Below are 18118 nucleotides of genomic sequence, written 5' to 3' on the forward strand. Positions count from 1 at the left end.
CGATAAGATGAATTGGGATTCGACATGCGAAAAGAGCTGAGGTAAAGCTCTGATTAAACGATTAATCAGGCGTCATCGATCATGGCTTCATCGCGTTCGGGACCGAACCTCAGCAGGATAGCGACGTCGCTCGGCGTCTCGGTCGCCACGGTCTCCAATGCGCTATCAGGCAAGGGCCGCGTCTCCGGCCAACTGGTCGAAAGGATTCGCGAGCATGCGGCCGAGCTCGGTTACGTCCCGAGCCAGGCCGGGCGGGCGCTGCGGACCGGCCGCAGCGGCGTTCTCGGACTGGTGCTGCCCGACATCGCCAATCCGCTCTTTCCCAAGATCGCCCAGGCGATCGAATTCGCCGCTTCTGCCGCCGGTTACGGTGTGCTGATCGCCGATTCCCGCGGCGATGTCGCCGCCCAGACCGAGGCCATTAATCGGCTCGTCGAACGTGGCGTCGATGGCATGGTCATCATTCCCCGCCGCGCCACCCGCATTTCCTCCGCCGCCTGTCCAATCGCCGTCATTGATACCCCTTCGACGCCGGGCAACACCGTTTCCGCCGACCATTGGCAAGGCGGCCGTGAAATCGCCGGCCATCTTGCCGGCCTCGGCCATCGCCGCATCCTCATCATCGGCAACAATCAGGAATCCAGCGTCCAGAACGACCGCGTCGGTGGCATCCGCTCTGGTCTGCACTCCGGCATGCATGCTGAAACCCTGTGGATCGACAAGCTGGAGCGGGATGGGGGCAGCGGCTGTCCGCTTGGACTCGCCGAAAGAGTGAGGCAGGGGTTCACCGCTTTCGCGGCCCTCTCCGATCTGCAGGCGCTGCGTGCGCTGACGGAGCTACAGCAGGCCGGCGTCAACATTCCAGCCGATGTCAGCGTCACCGGCTTCGACGACCTCATCTGGTCGCCCGTCGTCACGCCGTCGCTTACGACGGTTCGCATGGACATGGACACTATTGCCGGGATTGCCGTGTCGGCGCTGGCGGATGCCATAAGAGCAAACAGCATCCGGCAGGGCGTGCTCGTTACCGCTGAGATCGAGCGCGTCGCCATGCAGCTGGTCGTCCGCCAATCATCCGGGCCCGCGAACCCGGCACCAAAAACCTCAGAGATGGAGAACATGTAAGATGAAAAAAGCTCTCATTGCCTCGGCAGCACTCGCCGCCCTGTCTCCGCTCGGAGTAGCCGCAGCGGACCGCACGCTGACCATTTCCGTCTATGCCTTTGCGCAGGACGATTTCAAAACGCTGGTCTATGATCCGTTCGAAGCCAAATGCGGCTGCAAGCTCGTGGTCGAGACGGGCAACAGCGTCGAACGTCTGGCCAAGATGGAGGCCAACAAGGCCAATCCTGTCGTCGATCTCGCCGCCGTTTCCATGGCCGATGCGCTGGCCGCATCGCGCGCCGGCCTGGTCGACAAGATCGACACCGCTAAGCTCGCTAATTTCGCCAGGCTTTACGACGTCGCCAAGGATCCGAACCGCGACGGCATGAGCGTCGGTTATACCTTTTACGCCACCTCCATCGCCTACCGCTCCGACAAGATGAAGATCGACTCTTGGGCCGATCTCCTGAAGCCGGAATATGTCGGCCATGTCGCCTTTCCGAACGTGACCACCAATCAGGGGCCACCGGCGCTCTATATGCTCGGCCAGGCGCTCGGCAAGGACACGCCGGATCTGAAGGGACCGATCGAAGCACTGGGCGAGAAGAAGGACGACATCGTCACCTTCTACGAAAAATCCTCGCAGCTCGTACAGCTGATGCAGCAGGAAGAGATCTGGGCAGCGCCGATCGGTCGCTTCTCCTGGGCAGGCTTCACCAAGCTCGACGTCCCGGTCGCCTGGGCGACGCCGAAAGAGGGGCAGACCGGCGGCATGAACGTGCTGGTGCTGACCAAGGGGTCGAAGAACCAGGATCTCGCCTTGCAGTTCATGGATTTCTGGCTTTCGACCGAGATCCAGACCAAGCTCGCCGAAAAGCTGGTCGACAGCCCCGCCAACAGCGAGGTCAAGCTGTCCGAAGCCGCCGCCAATAATCTGACCTATGGCGATGAAACCGCCAAGAACCTCAAGCTGATCCCTTCGGCCGTCGCCCTCGACAATCGCGCCGGCTGGCTGAAAACCTGGAACGAAAAGGTCGGCCAGTAAGGCCTGAATGAGAACCGGTCGCGGCAGCTCTGCCGGGACCATCCTCTGTCCGCTCGAAAGGCGCCTCATGTTCCAGAACCGCGCAGAAGCCCTGGCGCTGGCCTTGCCGGCAGCGGTCTTCGCGACCGTGGTCTTCCTGCTGCCCGTCGCGATCCTACTGTCGGAGGGCTTCCGTGCCGGCGGCGGCTGGACACTGTCGGCCTATGCCGGTTTCTTTTCCGAGACGCTGAACCGCACCGTTTTCCTACGCAGCTTCCGGCTCGGCCTCGAAGTCACCGCCGTCTCGGCGGTTATCGGTTATGCCGCGGCCTTCGCCATCGTCAACCTGCCGGCGAAGGGCAAGGGGCGCATCATCGGCCTCGTCACCCTGCCGCTGATGATCTCGCCGGTGGCGCGCACCTATGCCTGGATCGTCATTCTCGGCCGCACCGGCATCGTCAACCAGGCGATAACGGGCCTCGGCCTCAGCGCCGAGCCGCTGCGGCTGCTGTTCACCGAGACCGCCGTCTTCATCGGTCTCCTGCAGCTCTTTCTGCCGCTGATGATCCTTTCCTTGATCAGTGCGCTCGAAAACATGCCGAAGGATGCGATTCCCGCTGCCCGCGTGCTTGGCGCCAACTGGTTCCAGGTCTTCTGGAAGGTCATCGTGCCGCTGACCAGGGAAGGCCTCGTCGTCGGCGGCACGCTTGTCTTCACCGGATCGCTGACCGCCTATATCACCCCTGCCGTGCTTGGCGGCTCGAAGGTGCTGATGCTGGAAACGCTGCTGTATCAGCAGGTCTCCGTCGCCAATGATTTCGTCTCGGCAAGCGTCATCGCCTTCATTCTGATCATCATGAGCTTTGCCGCCAATATCCTGTTGAAACGGCTTGCGACGGCGAGGAGCCGCCGATGACCCTGCGCCTGTTTTCGCCCATCGTGCTTTTCCTGCTGCTGGTCTTTCTGATCGGTCCCTTCCTGATCATTATCGCCGCTTCGCTGTCGGCAGGCGATACGCTGGCCTTCCCGCCGCAGGGACTGTCGCTGCGCTGGGTGATGAAGGTGTTTACCGTCGAGAGTTTCCGCGACAGTTTCGCCATGTCGATGTTCCTTGCGGTCTTTGGAACGCTCGCAGCCCTCGTCCTCGGTATCCCGGCCGCCTATGCCCTGTCGCGCTACCGGTTGCCCGCGGCAGAAACCGTCCGCACCATCGTCTCGCTGCCGATCATCGTGCCCGGCATCATAGTCGGCCTGGCGCTCTTGCGTTATCTCGTCGTGCCCTTCGGCTTCAACATCACGCTCGCGCTCTTCTTTGCCCACACCGCCCTCGTGCTGCCCTATGCCGTGCGCGTCGTCTCGGCGAGCCTCGACAATCTGCGCTCGGATATCGAGGAGGCCGCCGTCCTGCTCGGCTCCTCCAGGCTCGGCGCCTTCTTCCGTGTAGTAATGCCGAATATTCGCGGCGGCATTCTCGCAGCCTTCATCCTCGGCTTCGTCACCAGCTTCAATCAGGTGCCCGTCTCCCTCTTCCTTTCCGGTCCCGGTGTGCGGACGCTGCCGATCGACATGCTGGGCTACATGGAAACCACCTACGACCCGTCCATTGCGGCGCTCTCCGCCCTTCTCGCCTTTCTCTCGATCGGCATCGTCTTCCTCGCCGAACGTTTCCTGGGATTCTCGCGTTATGTCTGATGCCTATCTTCAACTCGACAAGCTGACGCTTGCCTATGGCGATACGGTCGCGGTCGGAAATCTCGACCTTACGATCGGCAAAGGCGAACTGGTGGCGCTGCTCGGCCCCTCCGGCTGCGGCAAGACGACGACGATGCGCGCCATCGCCGGCCTGCTGACGCCCGCCTCCGGCCGCATCAGCCTCGATGGCGCCGATATCACCCGCGTCTCCGCCAACAAGCGCGCCGTCGGCCTCGTCTTCCAATCCTACGCCCTCTTCCCGCATCTGACGGTCTATGAGAACGTCGCCTTCGGTCTGCGCCTCAAGCGCATCTCGGGCGCCGATCTCGACGCCCGCGTCGGCGCCGGCCTCAAATCGGTCGGCCTCTCGGCCTTCGCCGGCCGCAAGCCGGCCGAACTCTCCGGCGGCCAGCAGCAGCGCGTGGCCCTTGCCCGCTCGATGGTGATGGAGCCGAAGGTGCTGCTGCTCGACGAGCCGCTCTCCAATCTCGACGCCCGGCTTCGCCTCGAAATGCGCGCCGAATTGCAGCGGGTGCAGAAAGAGACCGGCGTCACCATGATCTTCGTGACCCACGATCAGGTAGAGGCTTTGGCGCTCGCCGATCGCATCGTCGTCATGCTGAACGGCGGCATCGAACAGATCGGCACACCGGAGGAAATCTACAACAATCCCGCCTCCGCCTTCGTTGCAGATTTCGTCGGCTTCGAGAACGTCTTCGCGCTCAAAGACGGAAAGCTTGCGACGCCGAACGGCCCGGTAGCACTTTCCGCTCCGCCGCCACAAGCTGCAGCGGGCCTGGCCTGGCGTCCGCGCACGGTGGTCCTCGGCTCAGGTTCCTTCCAGGGAACAGTGCGCGGCACCTCCTTTGCTGGCAACACTCGCGAATATCTCCTCGATACGCCGCTTGGGCCCATCAAGGCCGAGATCGACGCAAACCTGCCGCCGCACGAGATCGGCTGCGCGCTGGCCTTCGATCTGCCGGTTGCCGGCGCGGCCAACCTCAAACGGTTCGGGTAAAATCATGGGCGTCTGGATCGATACCGATATGGGCTTCGACGACATCGCCGCCATTCTGGTGGTGGCACAGTCGGAATTCGACATCGCCGGCGTATCGCTGGTCTTCGGCAATGCGCCGCTACCGCAGGTGAGAAAAAATGCCGCCGGCGCCGCCAGCGCCTTCGGCTGGAAGTTCCCCATCCACACCGGCCGCGCCATGCCGGTTCTCGGCAAGCTCGAAACCGCCCAGGCGATCCTCGGCGCAACCGGCATTCCGACCATCGGCAGGAGCCTGCCGGAGGCCTCAGCCCTTGCCGTAAGCGATGCCTTCGCAGCACTTTGCCGCTGGCTGGAAGGCGAAGGCCAGCATCGCATCCTGGCGCTCGGGCCGCTTACCAATATCGCCGCCGTGGCGCTCGCCCGCCCCGATCTAACCGCCCGCATCAGCGACCTCGTCTGGATGGGCGGCGGCGTCACATCGGGCAACCATACGGCCTCCGCCGAGTTCAATGCGCTCGCCGATCCCGAAGCTCTGTCGATCGTCATCGCCCATGGCCTGCCGCTGCGCATGGTCGATCTCGATCTCTGCCGCAAGGTGCTGGCAAGGCCGGAGGATGCCGAGCCGGTGCGCGAGGCAGGCGGCGCCAATGCCGAGCTGATCGCCGATATGTTGTCGGGTTATGTAAGTATCGGCGCCAGCCGCGGCCGCCCCGGCATGGCGATCTACGACCCCTGTGCCGCCGTCGCCTTCATCGCTCCTGACATCGTCAGCTTCCGCCCCGCGCGCATCGACGTCGAGCTGCAGGGAACCTTGACCCGTGGCCGCACCGTCGTCGAGACCCGCGCTACGCATGCGACCTTCAACGCAGAATTCGCCGCCGACATCGATGCCGATAGCGCGCGTGCGATCATTCTCGCCGCCCTGGTCAACGAGGCCCGCAAATGAACACCACCCCTCGCCAGGAACCCGCCGATCTCAACGATCCCGCCCTGCGTGCGCGAGCCGTCGCTGCCGCGCGCGGCGATGCCCCCTTCGACATGCTGATTACCGGCGGCCGGCTGCTCGATGCGGTAACGGGCCTGATCCGGGAGGCCGATATCGGCCTCGTCGGCGCGCTGATCGCAAGCGTCCATGCCCCGGCAAGCCGGAGCGATGCGGCCGAGATCATCGATGCGGCGGGCAGCATCGCAACACCCGGCCTGATCGACACGCACATGCATGTCGAAAGTTCGATGGTGACACCAGCGGAATATGCGCGTGCCGTGCTGCCGCGCGGCGTCACCACCATCGTCTGGGATCCGCATGAATTCGGCAATGTGCATGGCCTCGACGGCGTGCGCTGGGCTGTAGAGGCGGCACGCTCACCGCCGCTGCGCATGATCCTGCTCGCCCCCTCCTGCGTGCCGTCGGCGCCGGGGCTGGAATTTGCCGGCGCCGATTTCGATGCCGCCGTCATTGCCGAAATGCTGCGTTCCTCCGCCGTCGGCGGCGTCGCCGAAGTCATGAACATGCGCGGCGTCATCGACGGCGATCCGCGCATGAGCGCTATCGTCAATGCCGGCCTTGCCTCCGGTAAGCTCGTCTGCGGTCATGCCCGCGGCCTTGAAGGCGCCGATCTCAACGCCTTCATGGCGGCGGGCGTCACCTCCGACCACGAACTCACCTCCGGCACCGACCTCGCCGCCAAGCTTGCCGCCGGCCTGACGATCGAGCTGCGCGGCTCGCACGACCATCTGCTGCAGGAATTCGTTGAGGTGCTGAACGGTCTCGGCCACCTGCCTCCAACCGTGACGCTCTGCACCGACGACGTCTTTCCCGATGAACTCTATCAAACCGGCGGCCTCGACGATGTCATCCGCCGGCTGGTGCGCTACGGCATGAAGCCGGAATGGGCGCTCCGGGCCGCGACCTTCAACGCCGCTGCGCGGCTGAAGCGCTCCGATCTCGGTCTTATCGCCGCTGGCCGCCGCGCCGACATCGTGCTCTTCGAGGACCTTGAGCAATTCCGGGCGCGGCTGGTCATATCGGGCGGACGCATCGCCGCCCGCAACGGCGGCATGCAGGGTGACATTAAGCAGCTCGATACTGCGCCGCTTGAAAATTCGGTGAAGCTCCCGCAATTCGCCGAGGATGATTTCCGCATCCCGTCGAGAGGCGAGCGCGTTCGCGTCGCCACCATCGACCGCCCGCGCTTCACGCAATGGGGCGAGGCGGAGACGGAGGTTAGGGACGGCTTCGTCGTGCCGCCGGCCGGCAGCGCCATGATCGCCGTCGCCCATCGCCACGGCAAGGCCGACGGGACCCCGCGCATCGGCTTCCTCACCGGCTGGAGTGAATGGCGCGGCGCCTTCTGCACCACCGTCTCGCATGACAGCCACAACCTCACCGTCTTCGGCGGCAATGCGCGTGACATGGCGCTCGCCGCCAACGCCGTCATAACAGCCGGCGGCGGCATGGCGGTCGCCAAGGACGGAAAGATCGAGGCGATCTTGCCGCTGCCGCTCTCCGGCCTGGTGACCGGCGCATCGCTGAAGGAAACCGCTTCGGCTTTCGCCGGCATCCGCAAAGCCATGGAAAAAATCGTCGACTGGAAACCGCCTTATCGCGTCTTCAAGGCCTGCTTCGGCGCAACGCTTGCCTGCAATGCCGGCCCGCACCAGACGGACCGGGGGATTGCCGATGTAGTGACGGGAAAGGTGCTGGAAAGCCCGGTGCTGGAGGTTTTGTAAGTTTGGACGCACAGACCGTACTTGCCGTGCAGCCCCCTCATCCGCCCTGCGGGCCAAAGGCTCTAGCTAAACCTTCAACTCCCGCTCCACCAACGCCACCCAATAAGCCGCACCATATCCAAGCGCCTCGTCGTTGAAATCATAAGCCGTATTGTGATGCAGTGCCCCATCCACTGCCGGCCCGTTGCCGAGCCAGACATAACAGCCCGGGGCATTCTGCGCGAAGAAGGCGAAGTCATCTCCTGCTGTCGACGGCGGAAAACTCGTCCGCACCTTCCCACCGAAAACCACGTCGGCGGCGACGAGCGCCCGGGCGGTAGCGTCCGCATCATTGACGACAGGCGGAATCCGCCGTTCGAAATGGTAGTCGACGGATATGCCGTACATGGCAGCCGTTCCGCTGGCCAACCGACCGATCTCGCTCTCCAGCTGATCGCGCACATCGGGCGAATAGGCCCGCGCCGTCCCGCCGATCTCCACTATATCGGGAATGACGTTCAAGGCCTTGGAATCACCCGCCTGCAGGAAACAGGCACTGACGACGGCCGGTTGCAGCGGATCGACCACCCGTCCGACGATCGTCTGCAGCGACGACAGGAAGGTGCCGGCGGCCGTGATCGGATCGCGGCCAAGATGCGGTTTTGCGCCATGGGTGCCGATGCCGCGAAAAGTGATGCGCCAGCTGTCGGAGGAAGCAAGCTGCGGCCCTTCGACCACGGCAATCTCGTCGACCGCAAGCCCCGGCATATTGTGCAGGCCATAAACGGCATCGCAGGGGAAGAGTTGGAAGAGGCCCTCCTCCACCATGCGCTTCGCGCCGCCGCGGCCCTCTTCAGCCGGCTGGAAGACGAAATGCACCGTGCCGGAGAAACCGCGCGTCGCCGCCAGATGCCGCGCGGCACCCAGCAGCATCGCCGTATGGCCGTCATGGCCGCAGGCATGCATCTTTCCCGGCACAGTCGATTTATAGGGGCGCTCCGCCATTTCAGGCATGGCGAGCGCATCCATATCTGCCCTGAGACCGATCCGGCGGGTGCCATTGCCGAGCTGCAGCGTGCCGACCACGCCGGTGCCGCCGAGGCCGCGGTGCACCGTGATGCCGGCCTCCTCGAGAAATCTCGCGACGATGCCGGCAGTGCGCTCTTCCTCGAAACCAAGTTCGGGATGGGCATGCAGATCGCGGCGCAAGGATGTGAGAAACGGCAGATCGTCCTTGATCCGGGCGGGGATGCTCATCGGACAATGCTCCTGGGGCCTGGATATCCTGTCAAGCGAAACGGGCGCCAACCGGCGCCCGCGTCAGATCATCCTTTGTTCATCAAACAGGTCGCAAGTTCAACCATCAAGCCTCCTCGACGAACACCTCTTCGCGCTTCTTCTTCACGCTCGGCAGGAAGACGACAATGAGCACGGCAAGCGCGATCGCCAGAAGCGTGGCGCTGATCGGGCGTGTGACGAAGGTCGTCGGATCCCCGCGCGACAGGATCATCGCCCGCCGCAGGTTCTCCTCGAGCAGCGGCCCGAGCACGAAGCCGAGCAGAAGGGGCGCCGGCTCGCAGCGAAGCTTTGCCAGCACGTAGCCGATGAACCCGAAGAAGGCGACGGCATAGAGGTCGTAGACGTTGGCGTTGACGCTGTAGACCCCGATCGAGCAGAAGGCCATGATGACCGGGAAGAGCACGTAATAGGGCACCGTCAAGAGCTTCACCCAGAGCCCGATCAGCGGCAGGTTGAGGATGACGAGCATCAGGTTGCCGATCCACATCGAGGCGATGATGCCCCAGAACAGCGCCGGCTGCTCGGTGGCGACATTCGGTCCCGGCACGATCCCCTGGATGATCATCGCGCCGATCATCAGCGCCATGACGGGATTGGCCGGAATGCCGAGCGTCAGCAGCGGAATGAACGAGGTCTGCGCCCCGGCATTGTTGGCCGATTCCGGGCCCGCCACACCGGCGACGGCACCCTTGCCGAATTCCTCCGGCGTCTTCGACATGCGCTTCTCCACCGTATAGGAGGCGAAGGAAGCGAGGATCGCGCCGCCGCCGGGCAGAATGCCGAGCGCCGAACCGATCGCCGTGCCGCGAAAGATCGGCGCGATCATCTCCTTGAATTCCTGGCGCGAGGGCAAGAGGCCGGAGACCTTGGCCATCAGCACCGTGCGGGTCGACTCGCCCTCGAGGTTGCGCAGGATCTCCGCCACGCCGAAGACACCGACGGCGAGCGCCACGAAATTCAGCCCATCGGCATATTCCCGAATGCCGAGTGTGAAGCGCGGCGTGCCGGTGTAGATATCGGTTCCGACCAGACCGAGCAGCAGCCCGAGCGCCACCATCGCTAAGGCCTTGACGACGGAGCCGTGCGCCAAAGCGATCGACGAGACGAGGCCGACGATCATCAGCGAGAAATATTCCGCCGAGCCGAATTGCAGCGCGATGGCGGTGAGCGGCGGCGCGAAAATCGCAACGAGGAAGGTCGAAACCGTTCCGGCGAAGAACGAACCGAGGGCGGCGATCGCAAGCGCTGCCCCCGCCCTGCCCTTGCGCGCCATCTGGTAACCGTCGATTGCGGTGACGGCGGAGGAGGATTCGCCCGGCATGTTGATGAGGATCGCCGTCGTCGAACCACCGTATTGCGCGCCGTAATAGATGCCGGCCAGCATGATCAGCGAAGAGACCGGTTCGAGCTGGAAGGTGATCGGCAAAAGCATGGCGATCGTCGCCGTGGCGCCGATGCCGGGCAGCACGCCGATCAGCGTGCCGAGCAGCACGCCGATCAGGCAGAAGAGCAGGTTTTCCGGTGTGCCGGCCGTCGCAAAACCGAGCGCGAGATTGCTGAAAAGATCCATCATCGACTCCTAGAACCGGACCCAGGGGCCGAAGCGCTCGAACGGCAGGCCGAGCCCATAGCTGAAGACCGCCACCGAAAAGACTGTCAGCAGCAGCGAAAGAATGATCGCGAAGAACACGTTCATCTTTTGCGATGCGAAGCAGGCGATGAACGCGGTGAAGAACAGCGCCGGCGCAAATCCGAGGCCGCGTACCGTCAGCCCGAAGAAGACGGGCGCCGGCAGGATGAAGAACATGCCGCGCCAGGCGAAGAGACCGATCGGCTCCCCCTCGACGCGCAGCGCCTGGATGAAGATGATCGCGCCGAGCAGCACGAGCACGCCGGCCAGCACCAGCGGAAAATAACCCGGCCCCATGCGCACCGCCGTGCCGAGGTCGAGCCCCAGCGACTGGATGGCGAAGAAAGCGCCGGTCGCGACGAAAAGCCCGCCGCAGATCGCATTGGTGGTATCGAAACTGATGGATTTCATGGTGTCTCCTGGAGTTGGAGATGGTTCACGTGATGCCGTTGCTGCGGCGATTGCCCCTCATCCGCCTGCCGGCACCTTCTCCCCGCAAGCGGGGAGAAGGGGATATGCCGCTGGCCTCTCATCCATGCCGCTGTTGCGCGGGGCAAGTCCCTCTCCCCGCGCGCGGGTTAGGGTGAGGGGCTCATCCGGCATGTCCTGGACGAGGACAAGTCTCAGTCGGCATATTCGCCGGCAGCCTCGATCACCGGCTTCCAGCGGGCGATCTCGCCTTCGAGCTTGGCCTTCAGCGCAGCCGGCGTCGCATCGGCGTCGGAGGAAGGCGCTGTGCCGAGTTCGGCGAAGCGGGCGCCGACATTCGGGTCCTTCAGTGCGACCTGCAGCGACTTCGACAGGCGTTCGTTGATCGCGGCCGGCGTGCCCTTCGGCGTGTAGATGCCGTGCCAGATCCCGACTTCGAAGCCCGGCAGGCCGGCTTCGACTGCCGTCGGAATGTCCTTCATCACGTCGAGGCGCTTCGGCGAAGTCACCGCATAGGCCTTGATCGTGCCACCCTGGATCTGCTTGGTCGTGTTGGTCGTTTGGTCGCACATGACGTCGACCTGGCCGCCGAGCAGGTCGGTCATGGCAGGGCCGGTGCCCTTGTAGGGAACGGTGGTCAGCGGCGTCTGGATGGCGCTCATGAACATCATGCCGCAGAGATGCGAAGCCGCACCGATGCCGGCATTGGCGACCGTCACCTTGTCCTTGTTGGCCTTGATATAGTCGATCAGCCCCTTGAGGTCGGCCGGCTCCATGTCCTTGCGTGCGACGATCGTCATCGGCACCTCGGTGACGAGGCCGACATAATCGAAGGCGCCGAGCGTGTCATAGGCGAGCTTGCGGTAGAGCGTGGCGCTGGTCGCCATGCCGATATGGTGCAGCAGGATCGTGTAACCGTCGGGATCGGCGCTCGCCACGCGGCCGGCGCCGAGCGTACCGCCGGCGCCGCCGACATTTTCGACGACGATCTGCTGACCGAGATCCTTCGACATGGATTCGGCGACGAGGCGCGCGACTGTGTCTGTCGGGCCGCCGGCCGCAAAGGGCACGACCATGGTGATGGTGCGTTCGGGATAGGTCTGCGCCGAAGCGACGCCGGCGAGAAGAGAGACTGCGGCAGCCGCGGTCAGGCCGAGCATGGCCTTCAGAATTTTCATCGTTTCCTCCCTGATGAAACAAGCAAGCCCGCCGACACATCCTCCGCGCCGGGCATGACCTATTTGCCGCCGGGAAAAACCGGCCCGCAATCATTACAGCCACTTTCGAGACACGATTTTGCGACAGTGCGATGCAGCATGGGTCGATTTGGAAACAAACGGCTTGTGCGATGGGTGGATTTCCACCCACCGCGAACATGGGGCGGCGCCGAGAATTAGCCTTCGGTGGTCAGCATCCGCTTGTCGAGGCCGTATTTCTGCATCTTTTCGTAGAGGGTCTTCCGGGAGATGCCGAGTGTCTCATAGACCGGCTTGAGGCTGCCGCCATGCGCCACCAGCGCACTGGCAATGACGCCCCGTTCGAATTCGGCGACGCGCTCCGCAAGCCCGGTTGCCTCCCCGGCCTGTGGGCCGCCATCGTCGAGTCCGAGAACCAGACGGTCGGCGGCATTCCTCAATTCACGCACATTGCCCGGCCAGTCACGCTGGGCGACATCGGAGATCACGTCGGGCGGCACGGTCACCTCATCGCGGCCATAGCGGGCGGCCGCTTCCCGCACCAACTGCAGAAAAAGCAGCGGAACATCCGCCCGGCGCTGCGACAGCGACGGCACATGCAGCGTCGCAACGTTCAGCCGGTAGAACAGGTCGGCGCGGAAGCGTCCCGCCGCCACCTCCGCCTCCAGGTCCACCTTGCTCGTAGCGATAAAGCGCACGTCAAGCGCCACCGTCTCATTCGATCCCAACCGGGAAATCATCCGCTCCTGCAGCACCCGCAGGAACTTCGCCTGCAGGTCGAAGGGCATGGAGCCGATTTCGTCGAGCAGGATGGTGCCGCCGCGCCCATGCTCGAACTTTCCGTAGCGCGGTCTCACCGCGCCGGGAAAGGCGCCCACCTCATGGCCGAAGAGCTCGCTTTCGATCAGGTTGGCCGGCAGCGCCGCGCAATTGATCGCAATGAACGGCCGGCTCGCCCGGGCGCTGATATCGTGCAGCGCGCGGGCCACCACCTCCTTGCCGGCGCCGGTTTCCCCGACAATCAGCGTATCGGCATCGCTCGCCCCGATCGCCCGGATGCGGTAGCGCAGATCCACCATCACCTGCGTGCGTCCCGGCAGCCGCGCCTCGATATCGTCGCGCTTGCCGGCGACCGCCTTCAGCAGCCGGTTTTCGAGCACGAGGCCGCGCCGCTCCATCGCCCGGCGAATGACGCCGGCAAGCATCTCCGGCGTGAACGGCTTCTCGATGAAATCATAAGCGCCTTCGCGCATCGCCTTCACCGCAAGCTGAACGTCGCCGTGGCCGGTGACGAGAATGACCGGCACTTCAGGGTCGAGTTCGCGGATTTTCTGCATCAGCGTCATTCCGTCCATGCCGGGCATGCGGATATCGCTGACGACGACACCGGGAAAACTGTAGCCGATCAATTCCAGCACATGATCGCCGTTCGAAAAAGTCTCGACGCTGAAGCCGGAAAGCTCCAGCGCCTGCGCCGTCGAGCGGCGCAACTCCTCCTCGTCGTCGACCAGCAGAATCTTCGCATCGTTCATTCCGCGGCCTCCGGCATCAGCCCTGCCGCCGATTGCAGTTCGATACGGAACACCGCGCCCCCTTCCGGATGATTGACCGCGGAAAGGCTGCCGCCGAAATCCTTGATGATATTGTAGGAGATCGACAGTCCGAGACCGAGCCCCTTGCCGACGCCCTTCGTCGTGAAGAAGGGATCGAAGATACGCTCGGCGATCGCCGCAGGCACGCCTGGCCCATGGTCCCGCACCGTCAGCACCACCTTGCCGGCCTCCTCGAAGGCCGAAACCTCGATACGTCTGTCATCAAGCCCTTCCGCGGCATCGGCCGCGTTGGAAATCACATTCACCAGCACCTGCTGCAGGCGCACCGAACCGGCACGCACCACCGGCGGCCGGGTGCCCAGATCAAGCCGGAGCTCGGCATCGGCCGCCTTCAGCCGCCAGGCGATGATCTCGAGCGTGTCATGCATCGCCTCGTCGAGAGACACCGAGCCGAGTTTCTCGTTCGGTTTGCGGGCGAAGTTGCGCAGATGCCGGCTGATCGCGGCCATGCGGTCGATCAGCCCGCCGATACGCCTTATATTGTCCCGCGCCTCCTCGGTCCGGCCGCGATCGATGAGAACGGAGGCGCTGTCCGTATAGGTCTTGGCGGCGGCGAGCGGCTGGTTGAACTCGTGCGAAAGCGCAGCCGACATCTGCCCGAGGCCGGCGAGCTTCCCGGCCTGGATAAGATCGGCCTGTGTCTGACGGAGCTGTTGCTCGGTCAGACGCCGTTCCGATATCTCCTCCTCGATGCGGCTGTTGACGCGGGCAAGATCGGCCGTGCGCTCCTCGACGCGCTGCTCCAGTTCGTTGCGAGCCTCCGTCTGCAGTTGCATGCGTTCGGCAAGCCGCGCCCGCCGCTGGCGCAGAACCGCGACCGCAAGCCCGGCAATGCAAAGGATAAGAAAGACAGCCGCAAGCGCCGTGCGCGCCTGGGCGCGGATGGAACTCGTTTCCATCAGCACGTTCACCGTCCAGTCCTCGGCCGGCATGTAGTGCGAGAGAACCAGATATTCGCTCGATCCGCGCTCGCCGGCGAGCGTCATCAACTCGTGCGGCTCGAAGCGCTGGCGTGTGACCGGCAGCGCCGTCAGTCTGGCATTGGCATAACGCCGCGAGGCTTCCGTGCGTGCGATGCGATCGGCCGTCAGCGGCAGGATCGCGCCGTAGAGCCATTCCGGGCTGCCGGACATGAAGATGATGCCCTCAGGATCGGAGACGAAAATCTTGTATTCGCCGCCGCCCCAGGAGGATTCGATCATGTCGATATCGACCTTGAAGACGATGACGCCGCGAATATCCGTGCCGGTCCGGATCGGCGCGGCGAAATAATAGCCGCGCTTCAGCGAGGTGGTGCCTAGCGCATAGAACCGCGCCTGCCGGCCTTCGATCGCGTCTTGGAAATAGGGCCGGTAGCTGAAATTCTGCCCGACGAAGCTTCCAGGTCCGTCGTAATTGCTGGCCGCGATCGTCTCTCCATCCGGCTTGACCACATAAATGTCGGAGGATTTCAGCAGCCCGTTAATCTGCTTGAGATAGAGATTGGCCGCATCGCGCAGTGCCGCATTTTCAGGGGCGCTCACCAGTTCCTTGATGTCGTCATGATCGGCGATCAGCGCCGGCAGCGCCTCGTAGCGGTTGAGGTGACCGCTGAGCGCCGAGACGGCAAGGCGCAGCGCTGTCCCCGCCTGCGCCGAGGCCTCTCCCATATAGGCGCGTGTCGCAATCGCGCTTCCATAGGTGAAGAAGGCGAAGATGATCAACGGCACCACCAGGAACGCCGCTATCGCACGATATCTCGACAGATCCGGCTCCTCCCCTTTCCGCCTCCACTCCCCAGCGAGGCATACCCGACGGCTCAAGTTTAATGACGCCGACACGGATTTCCAAGGGCCCGCCGAAACTTGACACCCGGAGACGCGAATGCCCTATTGCGGTATCGTAGGGAACCCCATCATGAGCAACGACAAGACGCCCGCCGACAGCAAGCTCACCAGCTCCAAGCGTCGCTGGGCGGCAGAGGGCAAGTTTCTGACCGGCCGCATCAGCCGCCCCGAAGCCGAGCGCCTGCCGCCCGGCCAGCATCTCGTCAAAAACTGGCCGGTGCTCGATCTCGGCCAGCAGCCCGTCATCTCCACCGATAGCTGGCGTCTTGAAGTGCGCGGCCTCGTCGAAACGACGCTCACACTCAACTGGGCCGACTTCCAGGCGATCGAGCAGAGTACCAAGGTCAGCGATATCCACTGCGTGACCACCTGGTCGCGCTACGATAACAAATGGCGGGGTGTTTCCACGCGCGATCTGCTCGATCTCGCCATGCCGAAGCCGGACGCCGGTTATATCATGCTGACGAGTTATGACGGCTATACGACCAACCTTCCACTTGCCGATTTCGCCGCCGAGGACGCGATCCTTGTGACATCATGGGAAGGCCTGCCGCTGACGCCGGATCACGGCGGCCCGATGCGCCTCGTCGTGCCGCATCTTTATTTCTGGAAAAGCGCCAAATGGCTGCGCCGCATCGAACTGATGTCGGGTGACGAGGCCGGCTTCTGGGAAAAGAACGGCTACCATATGTATGGCGATCCGTGGCGCGAGCAGCGCTATTCCGACGATTGAGCCTTCGGCCGCAGAAAGCGACCCAGCGCAAACACCACAAGGGCGAACAGAGCGGCGAACCCCGTCAGCGACGCCATGCTGGCGGCATGAAACGGCACTTTACTCCAGCGTGGCTTGACGACATCGGCGGTGTTGAAGGCCTCGCCGCTGAACCGGCAGGTGATGAGCGCCAGGCTGCGCCGCACCATGTCGTCATCGACCGCGGAAATGATTTCACCAGCCGCAACGGCCTCCCGCGGCATCTCACGCATCGAAAGCAATACCGCCTTGGTCGCCGCAAGATAGGCATGGGCGCATTCGTTGAACGGGCTCTGCTCGTCGCTCACGCTGCCCGGCATCCGTCCCCAGAGACAATAGGAATACTGGATTTCGGCGTAGTTCAGAACGCGCCGGAATGGCTCGTTCGTATCGACTGCACGGGACGCCAGACCGATAATTCGGCCGCGATAGTCCGAAATCACCGCCATCTCGCCATGCGAAATTTCTGGGATCTCGAGACCGGCATGGCTGGCGCCGCCGCTGCGGCTATGAGCAAGGGCGTTTTCAACAGGCATGCAAAAGAAAGCGGCGGCGGCAAAGGCCGTCGACAGGAGCGATATGGTGCTGCAGCTTTTCATCGTTGCCCGAAAATCTAAAGGCGCCGGCAAAACGGCGCCCCTCGATGTGTTCAGTGGAAGGCCTTTACCTGCCGGACCGGTTGCCCGCCCTTCACGGCAAGCCGCTTTTCCGCCAGCGCTCCGAAGCCAAGACCGAGCGTTGCCCAGAGGATCGCATGCATGGCGAGCGTTGTCGTGCGGAAACGCCAAAGCACCATCGCCGAGAAGTTCTCCGGCACTTCGTTGATCGGCGGCAGCAGATAAAGCACGAGGCCGATAAAGACGAGATAGGCGATGCCGGCGATGATGGCGCCGTTCCAGAGGCCGAAACGCTCGGAAAGACGGCGCGACAGCGCCACCGCGGCGATCAGGGCGGCGAGGGAGACGACGATCATCAGGAAGAACAGCTCGGTCCTGACGCCGATTGTATCGGCATTGCCGACCGCCGGCGGGTTGGCCGGATATTTGATAGCGGGAACGAGAACGATCGCCACGAAGGCGAAAATGGCGATGACCGCCGAGGTGCCGCGCGCCGAAAGGCTGCCGACGCGGCCGTGCACGAAAGCGAAGGCGAGCGCGAAAAGCCCGCCGACGGCAATGCTATGGGCCATGACGCCGGTGAAAAGGCCCGGACCGGCCTGCATGGCGCGGCTGACGATTTCAGGTTCGGCGGCTTCGCCGGTCGCCTGGGCGCTCGCCTCCTCGAAGGCGATCGCCGAATCGACCAGCGGCTCGCCGAAAGTATGGGCGAAGGCGAAGACGAGGAAGCCAGCAATCAGGCCCGCGAGCATGCCGCGTAGCAGGAGGTTTCCAACCATGTCGGGAACTCCCCTAGTGGCAGGGGAAGCCGAGGAGGTGGCGGGCGTCATGCACGAATTCATGCACGTACATGCCGTTGAACAGCGCCATCGCGCCTTCCTCGGTGCCGACGAAATAGATGGCGATGAGCATCAGCAGGCCGCCGAAGATCGCCCATGGCAGGATCTCTGCTACGGGGATCGGCGCCGGTGCCGCAACAGGCGCAAAAGTGGTGTCAGACATGTATTCCTCCGGGAATGACGCGTTCAGTCGAAAGAGTGCTTATGCGGCAGGGTCTGACTTCCAGCGCGAAGAACCTTCGACACGCTGGTCACAGCGGCGCGACCGTGCCGGATTTACACCGGCTTCCAAACCCGCAACAGCACGGTTATATCTGCAGGCCGAAGAGCCTGTCAACGAAACTTCATGAAGCGGCGACGGGCTGTTCCCACCGCTATCCGGAGATCGGAAC

The 18118-nt window shown here is 63.7% G+C and carries 17 protein-coding genes and 1 riboswitch; of the genes, 8 read left to right on the forward strand and 9 right to left on the reverse strand.

Translation table 11 applies throughout. The features are described 5' to 3' along the window. The first annotated feature begins 81 nt into the window (after window positions 1-81). The 7 genes from BBJ66_RS25395 to BBJ66_RS25425 all read left to right on the forward strand — a co-directional run bounded on the left by BBJ66_RS25395 (window position 82) and on the right by BBJ66_RS25425 (window position 7547). Window positions 82-1125, forward strand: coding sequence for a LacI family DNA-binding transcriptional regulator (locus tag BBJ66_RS25395; RefSeq protein WP_071090675.1), 1044 nt, complete (start codon window positions 82-84; stop codon window positions 1123-1125). A gap of 1 nt (window position 1126) precedes the next feature. Next, window positions 1127-2149, forward strand: coding sequence for an ABC transporter substrate-binding protein (locus tag BBJ66_RS25400; RefSeq protein ID WP_071090678.1), 1023 nt, complete (start codon window positions 1127-1129; stop codon window positions 2147-2149). Window positions 2150-2216: 67 nt separating this feature from the next. After that, complete coding sequence (locus BBJ66_RS25405) at window positions 2217-3044, forward strand: ABC transporter permease (RefSeq protein WP_071091199.1); 828 nt, start codon at window positions 2217-2219, stop codon at window positions 3042-3044. Beyond that, the gene (locus tag BBJ66_RS25410) at window positions 3041-3820 is read left to right on the forward strand and encodes an ABC transporter permease (protein WP_071090681.1); all 780 of its coding nucleotides are present in this window, start codon (window positions 3041-3043) and stop codon (window positions 3818-3820) included. Before BBJ66_RS25405 ends, BBJ66_RS25410 begins: the two co-directional genes overlap by 4 nt. Further along, window positions 3813-4838 carry an ABC transporter ATP-binding protein gene (locus BBJ66_RS25415; protein ID WP_071090684.1) on the forward strand — a complete coding sequence of 342 codons (1026 nt, stop codon included), beginning with the start codon at window positions 3813-3815 and terminating at the stop codon, window positions 4836-4838. Before BBJ66_RS25410 ends, BBJ66_RS25415 begins: the two co-directional genes overlap by 8 nt. Window positions 4839-4842: 4 nt before the next feature. Beyond that, window positions 4843-5763 (forward strand): nucleoside hydrolase, encoded by a 921-nt coding sequence (locus BBJ66_RS25420; RefSeq protein WP_071090687.1) that lies wholly within the window; start codon window positions 4843-4845, stop codon window positions 5761-5763. Continuing rightward, a complete protein-coding gene (locus tag BBJ66_RS25425) occupies window positions 5760-7547 on the forward strand; it encodes an adenine deaminase (protein ID WP_071090691.1) in 1788 nt (595 codons plus the stop codon). The genes BBJ66_RS25420 and BBJ66_RS25425 overlap by 4 nt, the downstream gene beginning before the upstream one ends. Before the next feature lie 66 nt (window positions 7548-7613). Here BBJ66_RS25425 and BBJ66_RS25430 read toward each other — a convergent pair whose 3' ends face one another. The 6 genes from BBJ66_RS25430 to BBJ66_RS25455 all read right to left on the reverse strand — a co-directional run bounded on the left by BBJ66_RS25430 (window position 7614) and on the right by BBJ66_RS25455 (window position 15405). Continuing rightward, a complete protein-coding gene (locus BBJ66_RS25430; protein WP_071090693.1) occupies window positions 7614-8783 on the reverse strand; it encodes a M20 aminoacylase family protein in 1170 nt (389 codons plus the stop codon). A gap of 106 nt (window positions 8784-8889) precedes the next feature. Continuing rightward, window positions 8890-10395, reverse strand: coding sequence for a tripartite tricarboxylate transporter permease (locus tag BBJ66_RS25435; RefSeq protein WP_071090697.1), 1506 nt, complete (start codon window positions 10393-10395; stop codon window positions 8890-8892). Between the two features lie 9 nt (window positions 10396-10404). Next, on the reverse strand, window positions 10405-10866 hold the full coding sequence (locus tag BBJ66_RS25440) for a tripartite tricarboxylate transporter TctB family protein (RefSeq protein ID WP_049735690.1): 462 nt from the start codon (window positions 10864-10866) through the stop codon (window positions 10405-10407). A 212-nt stretch (window positions 10867-11078) separates the two neighbouring features. After that, the gene (locus BBJ66_RS25445) at window positions 11079-12062 is read right to left on the reverse strand and encodes a tripartite tricarboxylate transporter substrate-binding protein (RefSeq protein WP_049735691.1); all 984 of its coding nucleotides are present in this window, start codon (window positions 12060-12062) and stop codon (window positions 11079-11081) included. Window positions 12063-12277: 215 nt separating this feature from the next. Further along, the gene (locus BBJ66_RS25450; protein WP_071090700.1) at window positions 12278-13612 is read right to left on the reverse strand and encodes a sigma-54-dependent transcriptional regulator; all 1335 of its coding nucleotides are present in this window, start codon (window positions 13610-13612) and stop codon (window positions 12278-12280) included. Next, entirely contained in the window at window positions 13609-15405 is a 1797-nt protein-coding gene (locus tag BBJ66_RS25455) for a sensor histidine kinase (protein ID WP_338012727.1), read from the reverse strand. Before BBJ66_RS25455 ends, BBJ66_RS25450 begins: the two co-directional genes overlap by 4 nt. A gap of 184 nt (window positions 15406-15589) precedes the next feature. Here BBJ66_RS25455 and BBJ66_RS25460 point away from each other — a divergent pair, with 184 nt between their 5' ends. Next, window positions 15590-16252 carry a sulfite oxidase-like oxidoreductase gene (locus BBJ66_RS25460; protein ID WP_049735693.1) on the forward strand — a complete coding sequence of 221 codons (663 nt, stop codon included), beginning with the start codon at window positions 15590-15592 and terminating at the stop codon, window positions 16250-16252. On the opposite strand, the gene BBJ66_RS25465 is transcribed toward BBJ66_RS25460, so the two are convergent. Genes BBJ66_RS25465 through BBJ66_RS25475 form a run of 3 tightly spaced genes read right to left on the reverse strand, consistent with a single transcriptional unit; the run spans window position 16237 to window position 17889 of the window. Further along, window positions 16237-16869 (reverse strand): hypothetical protein, encoded by a 633-nt coding sequence (locus BBJ66_RS25465; protein ID WP_049735694.1) that lies wholly within the window; start codon window positions 16867-16869, stop codon window positions 16237-16239. The two genes, BBJ66_RS25460 and BBJ66_RS25465, sit on opposite strands and share 16 nt — an antisense overlap. 50 nt (window positions 16870-16919) lie before the next feature. Continuing rightward, on the reverse strand, window positions 16920-17666 hold the full coding sequence (locus BBJ66_RS25470) for a CbtA family protein (RefSeq protein WP_071090703.1): 747 nt from the start codon (window positions 17664-17666) through the stop codon (window positions 16920-16922). A gap of 13 nt (window positions 17667-17679) precedes the next feature. Next, window positions 17680-17889, reverse strand: a complete 210-nt coding sequence (locus BBJ66_RS25475; RefSeq protein ID WP_049735696.1) for a CbtB domain-containing protein — start codon at window positions 17887-17889, stop codon at window positions 17680-17682. 13 nt (window positions 17890-17902) lie between these two features. Continuing rightward, window positions 17903-18045: riboswitch (adenosylcobalamin (AdoCbl) riboswitch) on the reverse strand. Window positions 18046-18118: the final 73 nt, after the last annotated feature.

It is taken from the genome of Rhizobium sp. RSm-3 (genome assembly GCF_001854685.1).
GTDB lineage: Bacteria > Pseudomonadota > Alphaproteobacteria > Rhizobiales > Rhizobiaceae > Rhizobium > Rhizobium ecuadorense.

Bases quoted from the DNA above. Each gene is read 5' to 3' on its own strand.
- BBJ66_RS25470 (WP_071090703.1), bottom strand. From the start codon at position 17,666: ATGGTTGGAAACCTCCTGCTACGCGGCATGCTCGCGGGCCTGATTGCT.
- BBJ66_RS25410 (WP_071090681.1), top strand. From the start codon at position 3,041: ATGACCCTGCGCCTGTTTTCGCCCATCGTGCTTTTCCTGCTGCTGGTC.
- BBJ66_RS25465 (WP_049735694.1), bottom strand. From the start codon at position 16,869: ATGAAAAGCTGCAGCACCATATCGCTCCTGTCGACGGCCTTTGCCGCC.
- BBJ66_RS25460 (WP_049735693.1), top strand. From the start codon at position 15,590: ATGAGCAACGACAAGACGCCCGCCGACAGCAAGCTCACCAGCTCCAAG.
- BBJ66_RS25430 (WP_071090693.1), bottom strand. From the start codon at position 8,783: ATGAGCATCCCCGCCCGGATCAAGGACGATCTGCCGTTTCTCACATCC.
- BBJ66_RS25405 (WP_071091199.1), top strand. From the start codon at position 2,217: ATGTTCCAGAACCGCGCAGAAGCCCTGGCGCTGGCCTTGCCGGCAGCG.
- BBJ66_RS25475 (WP_049735696.1), bottom strand. From the start codon at position 17,889: ATGTCTGACACCACTTTTGCGCCTGTTGCGGCACCGGCGCCGATCCCC.
- BBJ66_RS25400 (WP_071090678.1), top strand. From the start codon at position 1,127: ATGAAAAAAGCTCTCATTGCCTCGGCAGCACTCGCCGCCCTGTCTCCG.
- BBJ66_RS25440 (WP_049735690.1), bottom strand. From the start codon at position 10,866: ATGAAATCCATCAGTTTCGATACCACCAATGCGATCTGCGGCGGGCTT.
- BBJ66_RS25420 (WP_071090687.1), top strand. From the start codon at position 4,843: ATGGGCGTCTGGATCGATACCGATATGGGCTTCGACGACATCGCCGCC.
- BBJ66_RS25395 (WP_071090675.1), top strand. From the start codon at position 82: ATGGCTTCATCGCGTTCGGGACCGAACCTCAGCAGGATAGCGACGTCG.
- BBJ66_RS25450 (WP_071090700.1), bottom strand. From the start codon at position 13,612: ATGAACGATGCGAAGATTCTGCTGGTCGACGACGAGGAGGAGTTGCGC.
- BBJ66_RS25445 (WP_049735691.1), bottom strand. From the start codon at position 12,062: ATGAAAATTCTGAAGGCCATGCTCGGCCTGACCGCGGCTGCCGCAGTC.
- BBJ66_RS25435 (WP_071090697.1), bottom strand. From the start codon at position 10,395: ATGGATCTTTTCAGCAATCTCGCGCTCGGTTTTGCGACGGCCGGCACA.
- BBJ66_RS25415 (WP_071090684.1), top strand. From the start codon at position 3,813: ATGTCTGATGCCTATCTTCAACTCGACAAGCTGACGCTTGCCTATGGC.
- BBJ66_RS25425 (WP_071090691.1), top strand. From the start codon at position 5,760: ATGAACACCACCCCTCGCCAGGAACCCGCCGATCTCAACGATCCCGCC.